Source organism: Aeromicrobium sp., from assembly GCF_047606445.1.
In the GTDB taxonomy this organism is placed as follows: Bacteria; Actinomycetota; Actinomycetes; order Propionibacteriales; family Nocardioidaceae; genus Aeromicrobium.
The window spans coordinates 1-19,980 of record NZ_JASGEK010000017.1 but is presented as its reverse complement, the minus strand read 5'-3'; the positions used below and the strand labels follow the sequence as shown (position 1 = coordinate 19,980).

Sequence of the window (19,980 nt, the reverse complement as noted above, 5' to 3'; positions counted from 1 at the left end):
TTTCTTCGCGGATCTCGGCTTACGCTCGGCCTATGGACAAGATCTTCGCGGGGACGCGCCTGCGGCGGCTGCGCGAGGAGCGCGGGCTCAGCCAGGTCGAGCTGGCCCGCGTCCTGGCGATCTCGCCGAGCTATCTGAACCAGATCGAGCACGACACCCGGCCGCTCACCGTGACGGTGCTGGTGCGGCTCACCGAGGTCTTCGGCGTCGACCCGGCGTTCTTCGCCCCGCAGGACACCGCCCGCCAGCTCGCCGAGTTGCGCGAGGCGCTGCCGGAGGCGTCTGGCGGACAGACTCCGCCGCTGTCGGACTTGCAGCAGATCGCGGGCACGATGCCGGAGGTCGCCGAGGCGGTGTCGGCGCTGCATCGGCGCTACCGCGACGCGATGACGCTGCTGGAGTCGATGACCGACGCGCGCACGGAGGCCCCGTCGCTCATGCCGCACGAGCGGGTGCGCGACTTCTTCTACGCCCGGCAGAACTACATCGACTCGCTCGACCGGGCCGCCGAGAAGCTGGCACGGTCGATCGGCACCCGGCGCGGCGAGGTTCGGCGGCATCTGCGCGAGCATCTGTCGTCGGCGCACGGCATCTCGGTCGTGCCGGCGCGCGACGACGATGGCGTCGACACGCACGCCTACGATGACCGCCGTCGCACGCTGACCCTCTCGGCCGACCTCCGCGCGGGACAGCAGGCCTTCCGCATGGCGACGCAGCTGGCGTATCTGGAGGCCGGCGACGTCATCGAGCAGGTGCTGGACGAGGAGGTCTGGCCCGACGACACGACGCGCGAGCTGGCCCGCATCGGTCTGGCGCATCACTTCGCGGGGGCGCTGATCCTGCCGTACGCGCCGTTCTTCCGGGCGGCCGAGAAGATGCGCTACGACGTGGAGGTGTTGGCCGACCATTTCGGCGTCGGCTACGAGACGGTCGCGCACCGGTTGAGCACGCTGCAACGGTCGGAGATGCGGGGCGTCCCGTTCATCTTCGTGCGGGTCGACCGGGCGGGCAATATCTCCAAGCGGCAGTCGGCGACGGGTTTCCACTTCTCGCGGTCGGGCGGCACCTGTCCGCTGTGGAACGTCTACGACGCCTTCGCCGCGCCGGGTCGCGTCGACGTGCAGGTGGCCGAGATGCCCGACGGCCAGCGGTATCTGTGGGTGGCGCGCACGGTGACCCGGCGGCGCGGCGGCTACGGCAACGCGGCCAAGACCTTCGTGATCGGCCTCGGCTGCGAGCTGCGGCACGCCGGGCGCATGGTCTACAGCCAGGGTCTCGACCTCGCCCACCCCGACGTCATGCCGATCGGCCCCGGCTGCCGTACCTGCGACCGCGCCGCCTGCCCGCAGCGCGCCGCCCCGCCCATCGGCCGCCCGCTGCGCATCGACCCCGGCCGTGGCTCCTTCGCCCCCTACCCCCTCGCCCCCTAGCCAGATTTGCTGACTTATCCACCCTTTGTCGGCCTGGGAATGGTGGATAAGTCAGCAAATCTGGGGAAGAACGCGAGCCAAGATGAAGTGGGGGTCTTGGCTGTTCTTCGCAGATTCGCGCCCTTCCGTCGGGCGGCGCGAGTCGGCAGGATGAGGGAGTCACACCCGACGAGAGGACCCGCGCCGTGATCCTGCACAGGAGCTCCACCGGAGGACGCGTCGAAGCCGTGACGCGCGACCACATCGCGATCGTCACGCTGCGCCATCCCGAGGTGCGCAACGCCATGACCATTCCGATGTGGCGGGAGCTGGCCCGTGTGGTGGCCGCCCTCGACGCCGACCCCGACGTGCGCGCGATCGTGCTGCGCGGCTACGGCATGGACTTCAGCTCCGGTGCCGACATTCGCGACCTGCCGACCGACCCCGCCGACTTCCACCGCGTTCACGTCGCCACCGAGCACGTGATCGCCGAGACCCTGACGCCGGTCATCGCGGCCGTCTCCGGCGACTGCGTGGGCGGCGGATGCGAGATCGCGGTGGCCGCCGACCTGCGTTTCGCCGACACCACCGCGCGCTTCGGCGTCACCGCCTCCCGGCTCGGCATCGTCTACCCGGAGGCCCCGACACGGCGGCTCGAAGCGCTCGTCGGGGTGGCCGAGACCCGCCGCATGCTGTTGGGCGGCGAGCTGCTGGACGTCTGGTGGGCGCGTGAGGCGGGCCTCGTCAACGAGGTCGTGCCCGAGGGCGAGGCGTTCAGCCGGGCGCTCGACTTCGCCCGTCTGCTGACCGGACGCTCGCCGGCCACCATCGACGGCGCGCAGCGGATCACCCGAGGCCGCGCCGTGACCGCGGGCCGCGAGCCCCGCCACTACCGCGAGGGACGGCGCGCGTTCGTCGAGCGCCGTTCCCCCGACTTCCGCCACTGCGACTGAAGGAGCACCGATGAGCTGGACCACCCCCGACCTGTACGACGAGCTGCGCGACGAGGCCCGTGTGCTCGCCGCCGGCTTCCTCGACTACGGCGGACGCGAGGTCTTCTCCGGGCCCGTCCGGACGGCGCGCTGCCTGGAGGACAACTCGCGGGTCAAGGAGCTGCTGGCCACGCCCGGTGACGGTGCGGTGCTGGTGGTCGACGGCGCGGGCTCGCTGACCTGCGCGCTGCTGGGCGACATGATCGCCGCCGGGGCCGTCGAACAGGGCTGGGCGGGCGTCGTGATCGCCGGGGCGGTGCGCGACGTGGAGATCCTGCGAACCCTCGACCTGGGCGTCCGCGCGCTCGGCTCCATCCCGCGCCCGTCGACCCGTCAGGGCCGCGGCGAGGTCGACGTCCCGGTGACCGTCGGCGGCGTCCGGATCGAGCCCGGCGACGTCCTCTACGCCGACGCCACTGGCCTGCTCGTCACCGCGCCTCGCTGACGAACACCGGATCGAGGAAGGACAGGTCGACGTCGGCGAGCGACGCGGGGGTCCAGGCGGGGGAGCCGTCCTTGTCGATGAGGCGGGCGCGGATGCCCTCGCGGAAGTCGGGGTGGCGGTGCAGGGCCTCCGACAGGCGCAGCTCGAAGGCCAGATCCTCGGGCACGCTCAGCGAACGCGCGTGGCGCAGGCCGCGCAGCGTCGCGGCGACCATGGTCGGTGAACGCGTCGCCAGCGTCTCGCCCGCGGCGCGCGCTGCGGAGTCGTCGTGGGCGAGCAGGCGGTCGAGGATCGCTTGAGGATCGTCGCCGGCGAAGCACTCCTCGACCCACGGACGGTCGTCCCAGGACGGTCCCGCCGGAGCCGGCGAGCACACCTCGTCCAGCGCCTCCTCCATCGGCATGAGCGACAGCAGGTCGAGGAGGCGAGGCAGGTCCACGGAGCGCGTGAACCGCTCGGCGAGCCCCGCGTCGAGGGCCTCGCGCGCCCCGATGGTCTGCGCGCACAGGCCCAGACACGTCCCGACCTCGCCGCGCGCGTGCGACAGCAGATGCAGGCCTCCGGTGTCGGGGTAGAAGCCGATACGGGTCTCCGGCATGCCCACGTGGCTGCGTTCGGTCACCACCCGCACCGCCGCCCGCGACGCGACCCCGAACCCGCCGCCGAACACGAAGCCGTCCAGCAGCGACACGACGGGGACGGGCGAGGTCGCGATGTCGTGGGTGAGGCCGTAGAGGTCGCGCCAGAACGCCACCGCCGCGCCGTCGTCGGCGGTGATCGACCGATGGAAGAAGAGCAGGTCGCCGCCCGCGCACAGACCACGGCCCTCCCCGGACAGCACGATCACCTCGGCGCCGGGATCGTCAGCGACCTGGCGGATCAACCTCCGCAGCGCTCGGACCATCGGGTGGTGGAGCGCGTTGAGGTGGTCCGGGCGCGTGAGTGTCAGACGCGCCGCACGCCCCACACGCTCGGCGCGCACACCGGAGTCGGAGGCCTGCGGGAACATGGGGCGGACGCTCATGGGGCTTAGCTCACCATGCGTCCGGACCTCGTCTCGACGAGGTTCGCTTACTCTTCGGCTATGAGCCCGATGATGATCGGTGGGGCCAGGTGGCTCGGCGTGGGCGTCGCCGTGGCCGGCATGCTCCTCGCCGGCGTCGCCGCCGTCCGAGGGTGGCCGGTGATGGTCTGGGCGGGGTTCTTCCTGATGGTCGTGGGCGCGATGGCTCCGCTGACACCGGTCGTGCGCGTCGAGCCGTACGAGGTGCGGGTGCTCCGGGGTCTCGGGAGCGCCCCTCGACGCTTCCCCATCGCCGGCCCGTTCGACCTGCGGATCGACGGCGCGGACCTCTGGCATGTGCCGACGAGGACGAGGATCATCTCGCTCGGCGTCACCCTCGACCAGGCGGCCGTGGAGCAATTGCGAGCCCAGCTCGAGCGCTAGGACCGGCGTGTCGCCGAATTCCTCCCGGGATTCCAGTGAAAGTGGCCAACCACTAGATATGGGGTCTAGAAACCGTCCGATGATGCGTATATGGTGGCGCACGCAGCTGGTTCGGCCGTTCCTCCGGGAATGGTCGTCGTAAGAGGGAACCCGGTGGGACTCCGGGACTGCCCCGCAGCGGTGAGTGGGAACGAACCCGTCAAACGCACTGGATCACCTATCTGGGAAGCGACGGGCTAGGGACGAGCACGACGCCCACGAGTCCGAAGACCTGCCAGCGCCCGCCCGACGGGTGGGGTCCGCGACCGCGAGGGACGGTCAGGGGATCGGTCCTCGCGACCCCTCCTCGTCCTCCGTGCCACGGACGCGCCGCACACGACGAGTTGACGAGGGGTCGACGAATGAGCACTGCTGGACACACGGAGATTCGGGTGGTCAAGCGCGACGGCACGAAGGTTCCCTACGACGGGTACCAGATCGCGCAGTCCATCACCGAGGCCGCGGCGGGCCTGGGCGAGGAGGTTGAGCGCGCCACCCAGTTGCGCGCCGAGCTGGAGATCACCCTCTTCGACGGCATCAGCTCCGAGCAGCTCGACGAGGCGGTCATCGGCGTCGCGCTCGGCAACGTCAAGGACGACCCCGCCTTCGACACCATCGCCGCTCGCCTGCTCATCAAGAGCCTCTACAAGAAGATCTTCGGCGAGGGCGTCGCCCGCGACGAGGTCTACACGCTCTGCGGTCCGGCCTTCGTCGCCTCGATCCTGCGCGGCGTCGAGTTGAGGCTGCTCGACTCCCGCCTGACCGAGCTGTTCGACTTGGAGGTGCTCGGCGCGGCCATCGACCCCGACCGCGACGACCTGCTGCGCTACATCGGCGCGCAGACCATGCGCAACCGCTACATGATCACCGAGCCCGACGGCACGCCGCTGGAGGTGCCGCAGTTCTTCTGGATGCGCGTCTCGATGGGCCTGGCGCTCAACGAGGACGATCCGACGGCCGCCGCGCTGCGTTTCTACGACAAGATGAGCCGCCTGGAGTACCTGGCCGCCGGCTCCACCCTCGTCAACGCGGGCACCGCCTACCCGCAGCTGTCCAACTGCTTCGTCATGCAGATGGAGGACGACATCGAGCACATCGCCAAGAGCGTGCGCGACGTCATGTGGCTGACCAAGGGCACCGGCGGCATCGGCCTGTCGGTCACCAAGCTGCGCGCCGAGGGCAGCCCGATCCGGTCCAACAACACCACCTCGACCGGCCCGATCCCGTTCATGCACACCATCGACTCGACGCTGCGCGCGGTGAGCCGTGGCGGCAAGAAGTTCGGCGCGCTGTGCTTCTACATGGAGAACTGGCACCTCGACTTCCCGCAGTTCCTCGACCTGCGGCAGAACTCCGGCGACCCCTACCGCCGCACCCGCACCGCCAACACCGCCGTGTGGATCTCGGACGAGTTCATGAAGCGCGTCGAGAACGACCAGCCGTGGTACCTGTTCGACCCGCTGCATACCCCGGATCTGGTCGAGTTGACCGGCTCGGCGTTCAGCCGCCGCTACGCCGAGTACGCGGCGCTGGCCGAGGCCGGCGAGCTGCGGCACAAGAAGACCACCGCGCGCGAGCAGTTCCGCGCCATCCTCGTGAGCCTGCAGACCACCAGCCACCCGTGGCTGACCTGGAAGGACACGATCAACACCCGCGCGCTCAACGACAACACCGGCACGATCCACCTGTCGAACCTGTGCACCGAGATCACGCTTCCGCAGGACCGTGACAACGTGGCGGTCTGCAACCTCGCGTCGATCAACCTGTCGCGGCACGTCACCGGACGCCGCCAGCGGGCCAAGGTCGACTGGGACCGCCTGGCCGCCTCGACGCGTCTGGCGGTGCGCCAGCTCGACAACCTCATCGACATCACGCTCAGCTCGGTGTCGGAGTCGGAGCACTCCAACGAGGAGAACCGCGCGCTCGGCCTCGGCGTCATGGGCTTCACCGACGTCGTGGAGAAGTTCGGCTTCTCCTACGCCTCGGAGGAGTCCTACGAGCTGATGGACCAGATCATGGAGTTCGTCTCCTGGCACGCCATCGACGCCTCGGCCGACCTCGCCCGCGAGCGCGGCGCCTACCCGAACTTCGAGGGGTCGGGCTGGAGCCGCGGCCTGGTGCCCTTCGACTCCATCGACCGGTTGGAGACCGACCGGGGCGTGCCGGTCGAGGTGGACCGCACGACCCGCCTCGACTGGGACGCGCTGCGCGCGAAGGTCGCCGGCGGCATCCGCAACTCCACGCTGATGGCCATCGCGCCGACCGCGTCCATCGGCCTCGTCGCGGGCACCACGCCGGGCCTCGACCCGCAGTTCAGCCAGATTTTCAGCCGCTCGACCAGCGCGGGCAAGTTCCTGGAGGTCAACCGCAACCTCGTCGAGGACCTGCGCGAGCTGGGCCTGTGGGAGACGGTCCGCGAGGACCTGCTGCGCCACCAGGGCGACCTGAGCAAGGTCGAGGGGGTGCCCGCTGAACTGGTCGAGATCTACCAGACCAGCTTCCAGTTGACCCCGTACGCCTTCTTGGAGGTCGCCTCGCGGGCGCAGAAGTGGATCGACCAGGCCATCAGCCGCAACATCTACCTGGCCAGCCGCGACGTCGGCGAGATGGTCGACCTGTACGCGGCCGCCTGGAAGAAGGGCGTCAAGACCACCTACTACCTGCACATGATGCCCCGGCACACCGCCGAGCAGAGCACGGTCAAGGTGAACAAGGCCGCCGCCCCCAGCGGTGCGGGCGCCCCGCGTCGTGGTTTCGGGGCTGCGGCGCCCGCCCCGGTGGCCGCACCCGCCGCCCGCGGGTTCGGCGCGGTCGCGAAGCCCGAGCCGAAGGTCGAGGTCGTGCCGGAGGAGGTCGAGGAGCTCGACTTCGTCGATGGCGCGATGTGCCCCATCGACCCCCAGGAGCGCCTCCAGTGCGAGTCCTGCCAGTGACCTTCCCGGCGATCTAACGAAAGCGAGACACCATGGGCATTCTCGGCACCGGGATTGAGGAAGGACTCCTCCTCAAACCCGTCACCTACCCCTGGGCGATGGAGTTGTACGACCAGGCCGTCGCCAACACCTGGTTCCCCAACGAGATCCAGCTCGGCGAGGACCTGTCCGACTTCGAGCGGATGACCGAGGAGGAGCGTCACGCGCTCACCTTCCTCATGAGCTACTTCAACCCGAACGAGCTGTTGGTCAACAAGGCGCTCGCCTTCGGTGTCTATCCCTACGTCAACGCGGCGGAGTGCCACCTCTACCTCGCCAAGCAGATGTGGGAGGAGGCCAACCACTGCATGAGCTTCGAGTACGTGCTGGAGACCTTCCCGATCGACCGGGTGGCCGCCTACGAGTCGCATGTGACGGTGCCGTCGATGGCGCGCAAGGAGGAGTTCGAGATCCGCTTCATCAAGCGCATGACCGAGCAGACCCTCGACATCTCCACCACGGAGGGCAAGCGCGATTTCGTCCGCAACCTGGTCGCCTACAACGTGATCCTCGAGGGCATCTGGTTCTACTCGGGCTTCATGGTGGCATTAAGTTTTCGCCAACGGAATCTTTTGCGCAATTTCGGCTCGCTCATCGAGTGGATCGTGCGCGACGAGAGCCTGCACCTGAAGTTCGGCCTGAACCTGATCCTGACGGTGTTGGAGGAGAACCCCGACGTCGCGACGCCGGAGTTCGCCGACGAGATCCGGCACATGATCCTCGACGCGGTCGAGATGGAGGAGGAGTACAACCGGGATCTGCTGCCCAACGGCATCCTCGGGCTGAACGCCGACTACATCAACCAGTACGTGCGCTATCTGGCCGACCGCCGGCTCGACGAGTTGGGCTTCGGCCCGCACTTCAACGCGGCGAACCCGGCGAAGTGGATGGCCACCGCCAATGACACGCTCCAACTGGTCAACTTCTTCGAGTCGATCAACACCTCCTACGAGGTGAACGCCCGAGCGGACTCCTGAGCCATGTCCTGCGTGACCTTCTGGACGCCTCGGCAGCGGGAGCGGCTGCGCGAGGCGGCCGGGGCGCCGCCGGTGGCGACCTTCGCGTCGCCGGAGATCGGTGAGAGCAAGCGGCGTCGGGTGGCGCTGTTGGCGGAGTCCGACGACCCCCGGGTGCGCGAGAGCGCGGCGCTCAACGCGCACATCCCGGCCGAGGCGTTGGAGCGGTTGGCTGGTGATCCGGAGATGTCGGTGCGCTGCTGTGTCGCGCGCAGCCCGCGAGCCACGCCGGAGATTCTGGCCCGGCTCGCGACCGACGATCAGGCCCCGGTGCGCCGCTGGACGGCGGCGCACCGGGACACCCCGGCCGACGTGCTCGACCAGTTGGCCGACGACCCCGACCAGGGAGTGAGCGAGGTCGTCGCGTGGAACCGGCGGTGGCCCTCGGCGGAGTAATCTCACGTTCGGAAGGGCGGCGAGATGAGCGAGTGGTTCCTGACCGCGTCGGAGCGCGGCAACCCGGCGACTCGCATCGACGCGCGGCATCCGGGCGACCAGGCGTGGAGCGACGGCAACCTCGCCCGTCCACTGATCCACGGGGCGACCTATTTCGCCGAGCTTTTCGAGCGGATCGAGGCGACCGGCCCCGGCGATCTGATCTGCGTCACCGACTGGCAGGGCGACCCCGACCAGCGGCTCACCGACGATCCCGACTCGGAGGTCGCCGAGGTCTTCGGCCGCGCGCTCGACCGGGGCGCCGATGTTCGGGCGCTCGTCTGGCGCTCGCACAGCGGCCTGCTCGGCTACGCGACCGAGAAGCACCACCGGCTCGGCGAACTCCTCCAAGAGCGCGGCGCCGACGTCCAGCTCGACATGAGGGTCAGGGCCGGAGGCGCGCACCACCAGAAGTTCCTCGTCATCCGGCACGCCGACGACCCGTCGCGCGACATCGCCTTCGTCGGCGGGATCGACCTGTGCCATGGCCGCCGCGACGACGCCGCGCACGAGGGTGATCCGCAGGCCGACCCCATCGCCGCCGAGTACGGGGACCGCCCCGCCTGGCACGACGTGCAGGTGGCGTTGCAAGGTCCGGTCGTGCATGATGTCGAGACGGTGTTCCGGGAACGCTGGGAGGACGCCACCCCGCTGACCCGTCACCCGCTGCGCCACCTCCAGGACCGGCTCCGAGGCGTCCACGACGAGCGCCGCCCGCTGCCGCCGCAGCTCCCGCCCCCGCCGCGTGAGGCGGCCGACCACCGGGTCCAACTGCTCCGCACCTACCCGAAGCTCGGGCCGGGGTGGTCCTATGACTTCGCGCCGGACGGCGAGCGGTCGGTGGCGCGCGGCTACAGCAAGGCCGTCCAGCGCGCCCGGTCGCTCATCTATCTGGAGGACCAGTTCCTCTGGGGTCAGCAGATGAGCGATGTCCTCGTGGAGGCGCTGGAACAGAACCCCGACCTCCGGCTGATTGGCGTGCTGCCGCAGTTCCCGGATCAGGACGGCTGGTTCGCCCGCGACCCGCAGGTGCTCGGACGGTTGCGTGCGCTGCGCCGGGTCTACGCCGCCGCGCCCGACCGCGTCGCGTTCTACGGGATCGAGAACCACGCCGGCCGGCCGGTCTACGTGCACGCGAAGGTCTGCGTGCTCGACGACTGGTGGGCATCCATCGGCTCGGACAACTTCTGCCGCCGGTCCTGGACGAACGACTCCGAGCTGTCGGCGGTCGTCATCGACCCCGAGGGCGACGACCACAGCGCCTACGGGCGGAAGCTGCGGCTCACGCTGGCCGCCGAGCACCTGGACGTCGCGGTCGAGGAGGCTCCCGTCGGCCATCAGGACATGTTCGAGGCCTTCGCCCGCACCGCCGACGCGCTCGAGGAGTGGCATCGAGCCGGACGTCGCGGCCCCCGTCCGCCCGGACGCCTGCGCCGCCTCCCCGAACCCACCCTCCCGCTGTTCCGCCAGGCCCTCGCCGCCCCTTGGTACCGCTACCTCCACGACCCCGACGGCCGCCCGCGCGTGCTGCGCCGCCGGAGGGTTTTCCGAGGGGATATCCCGGTCATTATCAGATAAGACTGTTCCGCACAAGCCCTCAAAAGTGTGGACAGGGTGAAAGCCCAAAATCGGAGGAATCGGCCCCAGGGGCGAGGAAACTTCGATAGCCTCAGCCCGTAGCGTCGAGGTCCTGTCGTCGCGGGAAGAGGACGAACTGTGGTGTGGCCATTCACCGACAAGAAGTCTGAGAAGACTGAGAGTTCCGATGGGGCGGAGTCGGCGGACAAACCCGCCTGGGTCGAAGTGACGCCCGGCGATCATGGAACACCCTTGGACGAGTTCCTGGGGTTCACGTACTGGGTGCCGTCCGACGCCCTGCGCGAGAGTTTTCTGCGTGACGCTCGTGAGTCGGGCGCGAAGTTGATCCCTGACGTCACGGCGCCGAAGCCGTTGGACGAACCTGACGGTTTGACTCGGCTTCGCGGCGTTGTGACGAACGCGGTCTACGGGCGCGCCGCCGCGGCCACCGAACTGTTCCAACCGACTAAGGAACAGATCGCCGATGTGACGACCAGGATTTTGCAAGGCTTCCGTGAGGCCAACAACGAGCCGAACAGCAAGCGCAACTGGGACTCGTTCATCGCTCTGTACCCAGAACTGGCCGAGTTGGAAGCTGAGATGAAACGACTCGAGCGGGCGCTCTTGTTGAGGACTCAGGCGTTGTTGTCGCACTTTGACGCGATCTGCGGTGAGTTCGTCCACGAGTTGAAGGACGCCCACGAGTTCGGCCATATCCTCGCCACACGCTGGGACCCGGAGCGTTTGCCGTTGACCGACGACATGCTCGACTTCGGCCAGCACACCGCACGTGAACAGATTGAACGCGCGTTGAACTTCGCGCAGGAAGGCGGGCCACAGACATGAAGAGGACGCGTCGATGGGGAGCGGTCGCGACGGCCGCCCTCGCACTTGGTGGATTGACGGCTTGCGGCGGAGGCGAGGCGCCGCCGGCCAGCGGGACGGTGATCGCCGCTGACGTGTCGGGCAGCGCCGAGGAGGCGAGCATGCGTGAGGAGGCGAAGGCCGCCATGCAGGCTGCGGTGGAAGGCATGGAGGCGCCGGAGACGGTGTCGATGCTGGCCTTCAACTACAAGGTCGGCACGCCGACGTGCGAGCCGCTCAAAGTGACTTTGGAGTGGTCGAGCTCTTCCACGTCGATGAAGGACGCGAAAGAGTCGTACATCGTTCCGGCGGTGGAAGCCGTGGAGCCGTACCTCGACTGCGCGAAGGAGTCCGTGGAAGGTGACGGCACCGATGTCGTCGGGGCCATCGTCGAGTCCTACCAGATGCTCAAGGACACCCCTGGGGACAAGTCCATCGTGATGGTGAGCGACGGCTGCCAGACGTACCTGTTCGAATTGTGCTCGCCGAGTGTGTCCGACCCTGCCTGGCGTGAGCAGCAGTTGAACGCGCTCGCCGACTCGATGAAGCCGGATATGTCTGGTGTCGAGATCGAGTTCGTCGGATTGGCGCGCGGCGCGGACATGCAGAGCACCGAGGTGCAGGGCCTGCGTGCTTTCTATGAGGAGTTCGCCGCCCTGACGGGCGCGAGCGTCACATTCCAACAGTGAGTGAGGACCAGATGACCGAGACGACGACCACAGGAGTGTCCGCTCCCGCCAAGAGTTTGGACTTACGAGGTCAGCTGACCGCCGCGTGCGGCGACATGTTCGCCTATGACGTGACCCGTCAGCCGCTGATCCGTAAGGACCGTGCGGCGGAGGCTGTGACGGTTGGCGGGGCGATCGGTGAGAAGGACGGCCAGGCTCCGGGAGTCGACGAGCACTCGCCGACGAAGGTGATGCCGTCCGAGGACCTGATCCTCAACTCCGTGCAGAGTGCGATGCACGCCATGGGCGCTGAGGTCAGCATGTCGATCAAGCGGTCTCGCGAAGGCGAGGACCTGACACAGGAGCCGCCGCAGGAGGAGCCGTCGCTGGGGCAAAAAGTGCTCCACTTTCTCCGTCGGCATGCCTTCATGTTGGTCGCGTTGGTCGCGGTCGCTGTTTTCGAGTACTTCGTCGGAATCGAATGGACGCAACGCATCTTCGAGGTCGATGACACGGAGGCCCACATCCTGGCGTTAGTGTTGCCGATCTTGTTCGCCGTGATCGGCGTTGTCGTCGCTCAGGGAGTGATGATCGCCGCTCGAGGCTCGGTGAAGAAGATCATCATCGTCTCCGTCGTGTTGACGTTGCTCGGCTTCTTCACCGCCATCATCTGCGCGGGACTGGTGATGTCGGGTCAGGTCGAGCCGTCTTCAAACGGCGGTGGCGGTGTGACGGGCGGCGGTGTGAGCGGTGGCGCCGAGGGAGACGACGGCGACGGTGCGTACTCATTGGTCAAACTCGGTTCTTACGTGTCCCTGCTGTTCGCGGTCACTGTGACGTTGATGCTCACGCATTTGATTGACCTCTACCGGGCGTGGCACGCGGACACGGAGGCCGCGGCCGAGGCGGCGCGTAACGCGCTGACTCCCGACGAGGTTGTGGCTGCCGATCTGGCCTATTTGGACCAGTTCAGGCACCTGTACGCCGAGATGGTGGAGGTGCGCCAAGACGTGATCCGCGCCTATATCTCCGGTGTGCGGAGCACGCTCTCCAACCGGATCGCCGACGACTGGAACCACCAGCGGCTGCTCGACGACCAGATGGACGAGCCTGAATGGCTGGCGGAGCTCGCCGAGGAGATCGACCGTCTGGAAGCCAAGCACGGCGTGGTCTCCTGACCCTGAGGGTGAGCGCGATGGCGGTGCCCGTCTCCGAGGAATGATGTCGATGAATGACTCGGAGGCGGGCGCTTGGGCGTCCTATCGTGAGTGCTTGGATGGTCTGTCAGAAGCTCTGCGGCGCATGGTCTGCGAGAAGGCCGGTCGCATGATGATCGATCCCGACCGAGCCGCCGAGGCGGCGAGAGTCGGCAGGTTGCTCGGGGAACACGACGGTCGTGTGGCGGCTGAAGGCGCGATCGACGTCCCGCGATGGTGGTCGTTGGGCGCCCAGGTCTCCCATCAGTTGCGTCAGACGAGTTACGACTTCGAGCTGTACGTGGTCGATCGCAAACTCATGCTTTCGAGGCGAGGCAAGCCTCTGGACTCTCGGGTAGTTGCGTCTGAGCTGACCGTTCGGCGCGGACCGCAGGCTTTTTGGCGGCGCTCCAGCACCTATCAGTCGCTGATAGTGGTCATGTTGTTGGTGATTCAGGCCTGGCACACTCAGAGCTATGAAGGCTCTCCCTACGCCCGGGTTGCCGACTGGGGGTGGGTGGGTTTGTTCCTGTGCGTGGCGGTGGTCCTCGTTCTCCTCAACCGAAAGCACACGCGGGCCCAGAGCCGTTCCGAGGGAGACGTCGTACGAGTCGCTGCGGCGAACATCGCTTACATGACCTCTATCCGTGAAGCCTGCGGTGATCTGTGCCGGGCGCAGGGTGAGGTGCTGAACGCCTATATCGAGGGAGTGCACGCGACCTTGCCGCCGCAGGAACGTGCCCGATGGACCGAGCAAAGTCTTCTCGACTGGTCGGAGCCGCCACTGGGATGGATCGAAAGAATCGATCGGGAACTGGCGCGGCTCGCCGCCGAGGATGGGATCACTCGGCGCGGTTGACACCCTGCTCGGGGTTCTCGCGTCGCACGATCGCGTAGCCGAACAGGGCGGCGAGGGCGGGATAGGTCTCTCGGGCGAGACGGCGGTTGTACTCGGCGGCGCGAAGCAGATCGGGATCCTCGGAGCCGGTCAGCTCGCCGAAGGAGAGCGTGTGGGTGCCGGAGGCGCTGCCGTGCGCGACAGCGTAGGTCCGCCCAGGACGGTCCCAAGGCCAGCGCCACGCGGGATCATCCCAGGTGCGACCACGCCAGTCCTCGTGCTCCTTCTCGGCGATCTGCTCGACCAACTCCTTCGGGAAGTCAGGCGCGGGTGGGCGCTCGCCGCTGTGGTGACGCCGCAGTTCCCAGCCGTCCTCAGCGAGGAAACGGAGCATGTTCTCGGTCGCGATCCCGCTCGACACGCGGTTGAGCACCTTCTTGCGGTGCTTGGCCCGGTCGGCGCCGGCTTTGACCGCACGTCGTTCGAGCGTGGGCAACGAGGTGGACAACGACTCGCCCGGCTTCCATGTGGCGACACCCGGTGACGTCGCTTCGTCGGCGGCGAACATGAAGGCGTACGTCTGATGGAAGTTGCGAGCCCACTGCTCGGCGAGATCATCGGTGACCAAGGCGACGTCGAGGCCGACGACTTCAGGGTCCACGATCACGGTCTGCGGGGACTGCCACGCCCGGGCGGTGGCCGAGGCCGGCGTCTGAAGCCAGTCCTCGCTGCCCATCGGCTCGGGGCGGTCGGGGGCTGCCGAGTGATAGCCGGCCAAGGCGAGGCTCTCGTCGGCCAGTACCACGGTCAGGTCGGGGGGAGTCTGGTCGCTGACACGGTCGCGCAGCGCGGCGGTGAGGTTCGCTGCTCCGTCCTCGCCGGCGTAGACACGGACCACGCGCGTGCCCGGCTGGTGGAGGACGCGGCTGGTGGTGAGATGTCCCGGGAGCCGTCCGTCGTCGTTGGTCGGGAAGGGGCGCCCCTGGTGGTCGGCGAGGAAGGATCGCGACCAGGACATCCGAGTGAGCCACTGTCCGACGGTGTGAGCGACCGTCCCGGTGGACTCGTCAGGATCGATCAGCTCGACCTCTACGGGAGGGAGCACGTCCGAGACGTCGTCGACCGGGGTCGTGAGAGCGACGTCGACCAGATGCACGATGTGCTCGGCGATGTTGTCGGCGGGGCACGTCTGGTCCTCGCCGGGGATGGACTGACGCAGCCGTTCGGGGCGGATCGTGTCAGTGAGCACCGGGTCGGACAGCACCGCGATCGTCGTGCGGTTGTCGCTGCGGCGCTCAGGACGCACTGTTCGGATCCGACGGCGCAGACCGAGGTTGACGGCGTCGGAGTCAGTCGCGATGAGAACGTGCCGTGCGCGAGAGAGCAGACGACGGGCGGAGGGAGAGCTGTCGCAGAACTCGACTGACCGCACCTGCACCACTCTGACGGGCGAGCTACAGGCTCGCGCGGCCTCGCTGTCACGGGACTCGGTGACGAGGACCGTCGACGCTTTCCATCGGACGCAGGAGCGCACGAGCGCCGCGGCGGTCTCGTCGGAGCCGACGATCACCACGACGGGGAAGCGGACGAACGAACGGACGACGTCGATCGCTTGGATCAACACCGCGCGGATGATGACGGCGACGGCGGTCAAGGTGACGAGGAAGGCGACCGTCGCCGGATAGGCCAGAAGAGGGGGAGGCGAGGGATCCCAGGGCTGGTCGCTCAGCGGGAGGTAGGTGCCGGTGAACAGCAGCAAGCTCGCGTACAGGCGGGAGAAGGCGTCAGCCTCGGGGAAGTAGTGGGTGTAGACGCCGAACGAGACGGCGGTCGTGGCGAGGCCTGTTCCGAGGAGGAGGAAAGGGCCCGCGGAGCGGAGTCGGGCGACAAGTCCTGGACGCTCGGAACCAGGAGACGGGGCGGTGCTCATCGTCTTCTCCTAGGCGAGTTCGTAGCGTCGTTCGAAGGTCGCCTGCGGCACCGGCCAGTGCTCTCCGGTGACATTGCGCACCAGCCAGTCGCCAGCGGCCGCTTCGGCCGGCCCTTCCAAGGTCGACACGATGGCCGGTCGAGTGAGCTGGACGGCGGTCACGGTGGCGGTCTTGCGGTAGCGTCCGTCGCCGTCAGAGGTGTAGGTGGCGGCGAAGACGTCGGGAGCGACGGACCATTCCTCGTCGCCGTCGCTCACCCAGACGTCCCCTTCGCGAGCGGTGAGCTCGCTGCCGTTTCCGGTCGTCCAGACGGTGTCGGCCTCCACAGGACGAGTCGTCACGTGGGTGCGGCTGCGGTAGGTCGGCGCGTTGTCGAGCAAGGCCGCGACGGCGGCGTCGTCGAGAGTGGAAAGCGGCATAGCCCCTCGGGTCCTGTGGTGGGTGGGTTCGGTGTCCACTGTAGGGAGAATCCGGTCGCGGCGTCGCGAGTTCGGCCTCGGTGATGATCGCAACCTCTCCCGGCGTCAGTGTGGCTTCTTGTCTACCGTGGTCATGGGCTGGTGGAAAGGGGAGAAGTCCCCGTGCTGTGAAGCGCTGCTGGTGGACGCCCGTCGTGTCTGTGAGGATGGCGGTGTCGGCGAAGCGTGGGGAAGGACGGTGAGGCATGGCGGCCATCGGGAGACCGCGGCTGCGCCGGTGGCTGGTCAGGCGGTGGCACCGGACGCGCACGATCACCACCGTGTGGCTCGCCATGATCGTGGTCCTGGCGCTCCACCTCGCCGTGTCCTGGCTGGCTCATCTCCTCCCGGAGTGGCAGACGTCGGAGACTCTCACCGGGGCCGCCTACTTCGTCTTCGGCCTGTTCGCCGCCTTCACCTTGGAGAACGCCCGCGTGGCCAGCGGGCGAGTTCAGGAACTGCTCAAGGCGGGCGACGCCGACATCGTGACGCTGTACGAGTTGTCCGCCGCCTTCGGGCCGGACTGTCGTGACGAGTTGCGTGTGTTGCTCGACGAGCACCTGCAGGATCAGATCGACTTCCGGCTGGTCGACTTCGACCAGTCGACGGGGTCGTTCTTGCGGATCTTCGATCAGCTCCGTGACTTGGAGCCGGCCGGATCGGCTCAAGAGATCGTCTACGGGCAGATGCTGGCGACATGGAGCCAATCGGGAGAGCGGCGCAAACAGATCGAAGCGCTCATCCGGCAGCATGTGAGCGGTATCGAGTGGTTCGTCTTGCTGTCGCTGTTCGTCTCGCTCTGGGGTCTGATGCTCGCGCCGAGCGCGGGTGTGGTGACCACCGTCCTCGGCGGGGTGTTGATGGCCGCGCTTGCCGCGGTGCTCGTGGTCCTCAAACACATCGACGACTTGCGGTGGCAGGAGAGCCAAGCGATCTGGCTCCCGTTGCATCGGCTGTTCCGCACGCTCGACCTGGATCCGTACTATCCGGGGCTCGTCCTGGAGAGCAAACGTCTCGTGCCGCCCGCAGGGCAGGTCCGGGTGGCCCAGTATGACTCGCCGTATCCCGATATGACGGATAAGGAGATCGTCGTGGCGCGGGTCGACGGTCGGGGGAAGGTCGACTATGAGCCTGGGGAATGACGTGTTGGCTCCGGGCCGCTGCGTGCTCATGGTGATCGACAAACAACGCTGGTACCTCGACCCCGCCGTCTCCCCGTTCCTCCGGAAGGAGGAGATGTCGGAGATGCGGCGTGCGGTCGCCGAGCTCGACGACTTCATCGAGGTCGCGCGTGACGCTGGCGTTCCCGTCTGTTGGACGACGATGACCGAAGGCGACGACCACGCGCCGCCGAACGTCTTGGCGAGGTGGGAGCGACGTCCGGAGGAGCCGCGTATGCGACGGTTGGACGGTGGTTATGAGTTCGTCGGCGCCAGCCCGGCGTCGGGCGACTCGGTGTTCGAGAAGGTCTATCCCGACGCCTTCTCGAGCGCGGCGTTGGAGGAGCACCTCTCGACGCTCGGGAGGACGACGCTGGTGCTGATCGGCGGCTACGCGGGACGGTGCGTTCTCGCGACCGCCTTCGGCGCGCAGAACCGTGGGTACGAGGTCGTGGTCCCGCGCGACTTGGCTGAGCCGCACCCTTGGCAGAACCATGAGGAGAAGGTCTTCTTGGCGATCATCGACTCGATCGTCGGCCAGGTGAGATCGCCTCGTGAGATCGCTGATCTGTGGCGGCGGGAATGACGTGTGGGCCTCGCTGCTCTTATTTCGGCGCGCCGAACTCCTGGGCGTAGTAGGCGGCGCGGCCGTCGGAGCCGACGGTGACGGCGAAGCCCATGTGGGTGAACTCGGGTGTGACGATGTTGGCGTGGTGGCCGGGGGAGTCGATCCAGCCCTGCACGACCTCGGCGATGGACATCTGACCGACGGCCACGTTCTCGGCGGCGGACAGAGCCTCATAGCCCGCTTGGCCGAGTCGGCTGGCCAGTCCGCCAAGGCCATCATGGGTCATCGTCAGGATCTCGGCCTGATGGTCGGCTTGGAGTTGCGCGGCGGCGTTCAACTCGTCGTCGAGGGTGAGCGGCGGCAGACCGTGGCGGGCGCGTTCGGCGTTGGTCAGCTCCAGCGCCTCCGCGGCTCCGTCGGACGCCAGCGGCAGGGTTCCGTCGTCGGCGCGGTAGCCGACCACGAGCACCACGGCCCGCGCCCCGTCACCGTACTCGGCGTCGGCCGAGCCCGCGTAGCCGAAGGCGTCGTCGAGGAGGCGGTCGTTGGTCCGGCCCTCCTCGATCCACCATTCGGTCAGCTCCACCGTCGTCGAGCTGGCGTCGCCCGTCGCCTGCGCGTATGCGCCGTGAGGGAAACTGGCGGCGTCCATGCGCGTGCTGAAGTACTCCTGTGTCGGCGCGCGGCCGACGACCACCTCGTCGAGGAGTTGACGGGCCACCGTGTCGAGCTCCTCACGGTGCTCCACGGGTCGCGCGCCCGCCGCCTCACGGTGCTCGTTCAACACCGACACCGGGGTGTCGACCACGGGCGTCGGCTCCGTGGGGGTCTCGGCCGGCGGTTCCCCGCCGCACCCCGCGACCAGCGCGACGACCAAGCCGACCGCGACCAGCGCGCGCCTCATGAGTAGCTCACCACCAGCGAGTGCCGGGCCGCCAGACGTTCGTAACGCCCCAACAGTTCGGCGATGAGCCGGTCGTGTTCCTCGACGCGCTCGTTCGCGCGGTCGATGAGCGCCGACAACTCGGCCTCCTTGACTTTGAGGCGGTCCAGGCTCGCGCTGTGCGCCTCCCGGGTGGCCCGGCCGGTCGCGGCGTTGTGCCGCCGGACGATGCTGTTGTACTCACGGACGAGCGCCTGATGCTGGTCGACCAGAGCGCGCTGCCGTGCGGCGACCTCGTTGCGACGGCGGACCTCCTCGTTGCGCCGGTCCATGATGCGGATGGCCTGTCGAGAGCGCTCGTAGTCCACAGGTTTCTGGTCGCGGACGTCGTGGGTCTCGTCCAACAGGTCGTGGCGGCGCAGGAGCCTTTCGCGCTCGACCGTCGTCAGGAAGTAGCGCTTGCGGTAGTCCGGGTCGCTGGTGACGACCGGCGGGATCGGGCGGCCGTCGTGGAAGATCTCGCCGTCGTTCCAGGTGACGTCGACGATCCACCAGCGTCCGGCCAGTTTGACCTCGTTCCAGGCGTGATTGAGCCGGTCGCTGGTGACCGACCTGGCCGTGAAGCCCTCCTGCCGCGCGATCTTCTCGAACAGCGCCGCGTAGTCGCTGCACACGCCGCGCCCGCGGTCGAGGGTCATCTGGGGCGTGAGCTGCTCGCGGTTCTTCGTGATAGCGGCGCGGGCGTGGTCGTAGCTGACGTGATCGATGATGTGGTCGTTGATGACCGCGAGGCCGTCCCAGTCACGACGGCTGATCTTCGCCGGCCTGACGGCGACGGGCGTGGTCACGAAGTGCCGGTCGCTGACGAAGATGCGCTTCGACGCGGGTGCTGTCACAGATCCTCCCAACGAGACGGGGCGAGCCGGTGGGGTGTCGCTGTTGTCATGACGAAGTACCTAGTGGTCCGGCGCAGTTTTAGTTGACTATTTCGTTGAGTGTGGTCCGGGCGCGGGCGACTTTGGCGAGGATGTCCTCGGCGGTGGCTGTCCAGGTGTAGGGCTTGGGGTTGTCGTTGTTGGCT

Annotated in this window: 19 protein-coding genes and 1 riboswitch; of the genes, 14 read left to right on the top strand and 5 right to left on the bottom strand. The window is 68.0% G+C overall.

Annotation, left to right across the window (positions count from 1 at the left end; all coding sequences use genetic code 11):
* Positions 1 to 32 precede the first annotated feature (32 nt).
* The 3 genes from QM621_RS04350 to rraA all read left to right on the top strand — a co-directional run bounded on the left by QM621_RS04350 (position 33) and on the right by rraA (position 2,846).
* Entirely contained in the window at positions 33 to 1,430 is a 1,398-nt protein-coding gene (locus QM621_RS04350; RefSeq protein WP_414989136.1) for a short-chain fatty acyl-CoA regulator family protein, read from the top strand.
* 185 nt (positions 1,431 to 1,615) lie between these two features.
* A complete protein-coding gene (locus tag QM621_RS04345; RefSeq protein ID WP_414989135.1) occupies positions 1,616 to 2,362 on the top strand; it encodes an enoyl-CoA hydratase/isomerase family protein in 747 nt (248 codons plus the stop codon).
* 10 nt (positions 2,363 to 2,372) lie between these two features.
* On the top strand, positions 2,373 to 2,846 hold the full coding sequence (gene rraA / locus QM621_RS04340; protein ID WP_414989134.1) for a ribonuclease E activity regulator RraA: 474 nt from the start codon (positions 2,373 to 2,375) through the stop codon (positions 2,844 to 2,846).
* On the opposite strand, the gene QM621_RS04335 is transcribed toward rraA, so the two are convergent.
* Positions 2,830 to 3,870 carry a 3-hydroxyisobutyryl-CoA hydrolase gene (locus QM621_RS04335; protein WP_414989133.1) on the bottom strand — a complete coding sequence of 347 codons (1,041 nt, stop codon included), beginning with the start codon at positions 3,868 to 3,870 and terminating at the stop codon, positions 2,830 to 2,832. The genes rraA and QM621_RS04335 overlap by 17 nt on opposite strands.
* Positions 3,871 to 3,930: 60 nt before the next feature.
* Between QM621_RS04335 and QM621_RS04330 the strand changes: the two genes are divergently transcribed.
* The 9 genes from QM621_RS04330 to QM621_RS04290 all read left to right on the top strand — a co-directional run bounded on the left by QM621_RS04330 (position 3,931) and on the right by QM621_RS04290 (position 13,920).
* Positions 3,931 to 4,293, top strand: a complete 363-nt coding sequence (locus QM621_RS04330) for a hypothetical protein (protein WP_414989132.1) — start codon at positions 3,931 to 3,933, stop codon at positions 4,291 to 4,293.
* A 90-nt stretch (positions 4,294 to 4,383) separates the two neighbouring features.
* Positions 4,384 to 4,587, top strand: a riboswitch (cobalamin riboswitch).
* A 107-nt stretch (positions 4,588 to 4,694) separates the two neighbouring features.
* Entirely contained in the window at positions 4,695 to 7,265 is a 2,571-nt protein-coding gene (locus tag QM621_RS04325) for a ribonucleoside-diphosphate reductase subunit alpha (protein WP_414989131.1), read from the top strand.
* A 32-nt stretch (positions 7,266 to 7,297) separates the two neighbouring features.
* Positions 7,298 to 8,281: a ribonucleotide-diphosphate reductase subunit beta gene (locus QM621_RS04320; RefSeq protein ID WP_414989130.1), complete on the top strand. Its 984-nt coding sequence runs from the start codon at positions 7,298 to 7,300 to the stop codon at positions 8,279 to 8,281.
* Between the two features lie 3 nt (positions 8,282 to 8,284).
* Positions 8,285 to 8,716, top strand: a complete 432-nt coding sequence (locus QM621_RS04315) for a hypothetical protein (RefSeq protein ID WP_414989129.1) — start codon at positions 8,285 to 8,287, stop codon at positions 8,714 to 8,716.
* Between the two features lie 24 nt (positions 8,717 to 8,740).
* Complete coding sequence (locus tag QM621_RS04310; RefSeq protein WP_414989128.1) at positions 8,741 to 10,333, top strand: phospholipase D family protein; 1,593 nt, start codon at positions 8,741 to 8,743, stop codon at positions 10,331 to 10,333.
* A 138-nt stretch (positions 10,334 to 10,471) separates the two neighbouring features.
* Positions 10,472 to 11,179, top strand: coding sequence for a hypothetical protein (locus tag QM621_RS04305; protein ID WP_414989127.1), 708 nt, complete (start codon positions 10,472 to 10,474; stop codon positions 11,177 to 11,179).
* Positions 11,176 to 11,886 (top strand): hypothetical protein, encoded by a 711-nt coding sequence (locus QM621_RS04300; RefSeq protein ID WP_414989126.1) that lies wholly within the window; start codon positions 11,176 to 11,178, stop codon positions 11,884 to 11,886. Before QM621_RS04305 ends, QM621_RS04300 begins: the two co-directional genes overlap by 4 nt.
* Positions 11,883 to 13,043: a hypothetical protein gene (locus tag QM621_RS04295; protein WP_414989125.1), complete on the top strand. Its 1,161-nt coding sequence runs from the start codon at positions 11,883 to 11,885 to the stop codon at positions 13,041 to 13,043. The genes QM621_RS04300 and QM621_RS04295 overlap by 4 nt, the downstream gene beginning before the upstream one ends.
* Before the next feature lie 49 nt (positions 13,044 to 13,092).
* A complete protein-coding gene (locus QM621_RS04290) occupies positions 13,093 to 13,920 on the top strand; it encodes a hypothetical protein (RefSeq protein ID WP_414989124.1) in 828 nt (275 codons plus the stop codon).
* On the opposite strand, the gene QM621_RS04285 is transcribed toward QM621_RS04290, so the two are convergent.
* Together QM621_RS04285 and QM621_RS04280 are read right to left on the bottom strand one after the other, a co-directional pair.
* Positions 13,904 to 15,829, bottom strand: a complete 1,926-nt coding sequence (locus QM621_RS04285) for a hypothetical protein (protein WP_414989123.1) — start codon at positions 15,827 to 15,829, stop codon at positions 13,904 to 13,906. The genes QM621_RS04290 and QM621_RS04285 overlap by 17 nt on opposite strands.
* Before the next feature lie 9 nt (positions 15,830 to 15,838).
* Complete coding sequence (locus tag QM621_RS04280; RefSeq protein WP_414989122.1) at positions 15,839 to 16,249, bottom strand: hypothetical protein; 411 nt, start codon at positions 16,247 to 16,249, stop codon at positions 15,839 to 15,841.
* A gap of 245 nt (positions 16,250 to 16,494) precedes the next feature.
* Here QM621_RS04280 and QM621_RS04275 point away from each other — a divergent pair, with 245 nt between their 5' ends.
* Both QM621_RS04275 and QM621_RS04270 read left to right on the top strand, forming a co-directional pair.
* Positions 16,495 to 17,430, top strand: a complete 936-nt coding sequence (locus QM621_RS04275; RefSeq protein ID WP_414989121.1) for a hypothetical protein — start codon at positions 16,495 to 16,497, stop codon at positions 17,428 to 17,430.
* Positions 17,414 to 18,034: a cysteine hydrolase family protein gene (locus tag QM621_RS04270; RefSeq protein ID WP_414989120.1), complete on the top strand. Its 621-nt coding sequence runs from the start codon at positions 17,414 to 17,416 to the stop codon at positions 18,032 to 18,034. Before QM621_RS04275 ends, QM621_RS04270 begins: the two co-directional genes overlap by 17 nt.
* A 19-nt stretch (positions 18,035 to 18,053) precedes the next feature.
* Here the strand turns inward: QM621_RS04270 and QM621_RS04265 are convergent, their stop codons facing one another.
* The gene (locus QM621_RS04265; RefSeq protein WP_414989119.1) at positions 18,054 to 18,920 is read right to left on the bottom strand and encodes a CAP domain-containing protein; all 867 of its coding nucleotides are present in this window, start codon (positions 18,918 to 18,920) and stop codon (positions 18,054 to 18,056) included.
* A complete protein-coding gene (locus QM621_RS04260) occupies positions 18,917 to 19,795 on the bottom strand; it encodes a transglutaminase domain-containing protein (RefSeq protein WP_414989118.1) in 879 nt (292 codons plus the stop codon). Before QM621_RS04260 ends, QM621_RS04265 begins: the two co-directional genes overlap by 4 nt.
* Positions 19,796 to 19,980 lie beyond the last annotated feature (185 nt).

What these genes read in the sequence shown, in the direction of transcription:
- QM621_RS04320 (WP_414989130.1), top strand. Translation starts at nt 7,298, where the DNA reads ATGGGCATTCTCGGCACCGGGATTGAGGAAGGACTCCTCCTCAAACCC.
- QM621_RS04335 (WP_414989133.1), bottom strand. Translation starts at nt 3,870, where the DNA reads ATGAGCGTCCGCCCCATGTTCCCGCAGGCCTCCGACTCCGGTGTGCGC.
- QM621_RS04275 (WP_414989121.1), top strand. Translation starts at nt 16,495, where the DNA reads ATGGCGGCCATCGGGAGACCGCGGCTGCGCCGGTGGCTGGTCAGGCGG.
- QM621_RS04315 (WP_414989129.1), top strand. Translation starts at nt 8,285, where the DNA reads ATGTCCTGCGTGACCTTCTGGACGCCTCGGCAGCGGGAGCGGCTGCGC.
- QM621_RS04280 (WP_414989122.1), bottom strand. Translation starts at nt 16,249, where the DNA reads ATGCCGCTTTCCACTCTCGACGACGCCGCCGTCGCGGCCTTGCTCGAC.
- QM621_RS04350 (WP_414989136.1), top strand. Translation starts at nt 33, where the DNA reads ATGGACAAGATCTTCGCGGGGACGCGCCTGCGGCGGCTGCGCGAGGAG.
- QM621_RS04290 (WP_414989124.1), top strand. Translation starts at nt 13,093, where the DNA reads ATGAATGACTCGGAGGCGGGCGCTTGGGCGTCCTATCGTGAGTGCTTG.
- QM621_RS04270 (WP_414989120.1), top strand. Translation starts at nt 17,414, where the DNA reads ATGAGCCTGGGGAATGACGTGTTGGCTCCGGGCCGCTGCGTGCTCATG.
- QM621_RS04330 (WP_414989132.1), top strand. Translation starts at nt 3,931, where the DNA reads ATGAGCCCGATGATGATCGGTGGGGCCAGGTGGCTCGGCGTGGGCGTC.
- QM621_RS04300 (WP_414989126.1), top strand. Translation starts at nt 11,176, where the DNA reads ATGAAGAGGACGCGTCGATGGGGAGCGGTCGCGACGGCCGCCCTCGCA.
- QM621_RS04265 (WP_414989119.1), bottom strand. Translation starts at nt 18,920, where the DNA reads ATGAGGCGCGCGCTGGTCGCGGTCGGCTTGGTCGTCGCGCTGGTCGCG.
- QM621_RS04310 (WP_414989128.1), top strand. Translation starts at nt 8,741, where the DNA reads ATGAGCGAGTGGTTCCTGACCGCGTCGGAGCGCGGCAACCCGGCGACT.
- rraA (WP_414989134.1), top strand. Translation starts at nt 2,373, where the DNA reads ATGAGCTGGACCACCCCCGACCTGTACGACGAGCTGCGCGACGAGGCC.
- QM621_RS04285 (WP_414989123.1), bottom strand. Translation starts at nt 15,829, where the DNA reads ATGAGCACCGCCCCGTCTCCTGGTTCCGAGCGTCCAGGACTTGTCGCC.
- QM621_RS04325 (WP_414989131.1), top strand. Translation starts at nt 4,695, where the DNA reads ATGAGCACTGCTGGACACACGGAGATTCGGGTGGTCAAGCGCGACGGC.